At 57.8% G+C, this 997-nt stretch carries 1 protein-coding gene; it reads left to right on the forward strand.

What is annotated here, in order from left to right; translation table 11 throughout:
• Positions 1 to 67: 67 nt before the first annotated feature.
• Positions 68 to 997, forward strand: a 930-nt coding sequence (locus EXE45_RS16945) for a hypothetical protein (protein WP_137695024.1), incomplete at its 3' end; no start/stop codon positions are given.

The following is a 997-nucleotide window of genomic DNA, read 5'->3' on the forward strand; positions in this document are numbered from 1 at the left end:
TTCGAATTCCTGGTTTCCACGAGTAACGTCATTCGGCAGTTCGATATTACACTCATATTTCATACCGATGGGGATTCCAGAACTATCCGATGAGGTGGATGCGGAGACGCTCCAGCGCCTCCGCCATTCACCAAAACTCTGGATGCGGAATTTCCTCAGACACCCCGTTGATCCGTCGAAAGCGTACGACTTCAAGACGACCGACGGTGAACCACTTAGTCACCTGCTCCACGAGGATTCGTGGCTCTACCCCGAGAACTGGGCTGACGTTAACGTCCTGTTGCTCGCTCGTGGTGAACTGAAGTCGTTCTCAACGGGCGCTATCGCGACGTGGGCACACGACGCCTTTCCGCAGCTCCATACGTACTACATCGCCCCGTCGAACGGGCAGGTCTACGACTACATCGAACCGATCCGTGAGACGTACGTTGAGCAGGCGAACATGGAGTCGCGGCGGACGACGAACAAGAAGTCCGCACAGGTCTTCAAGACGTACCAGAAGGCCGATAACGGCGACGTGAACCCCGTCCTCGGGCGTTTCCAGACGGACTCGGGGTACTCCGAGGAGTCTGTTCGTGGGAAACACTCCCAACTCGGGATTACCGACGAGACACAAGACCTCAAGGAACGGGTCTTCAACGTCTTCCAGCCCGCGATCGACCTCCAACTCCCCGACGTTGACTACTTCCCGACCACGTTCTGTATCGGCACCCCGAAGGAAACGGGGTCGTTCTACCACGACCTGTGGGAACGGTCGGATAAACGGACGTGGAACGCCGAGACAGGGGAGTGGGACATCCAAGATGAGGTCGATCCGTACGAGCTGACGGCAGAGGACATCGCTGACCTTCCAGGCGAGATGGAGGTCGATGAAGGCGAGTCCTACACCGTCCATGCGTGGCACGTCGATTGGATCAACTCCCCGCTCCACTCCGCGTCCGACATCGCCCGTGCGAAACAGCAGATGGGCGAGATGGAGTTTGCCAACGAGGTTCTC

The sequence above is a fragment of the Halorubrum sp. SP9 genome, from assembly GCF_005435015.1.
Classification (GTDB): Archaea; Halobacteriota; Halobacteria; order Halobacteriales; family Haloferacaceae; genus Halorubrum; species Halorubrum sodomense.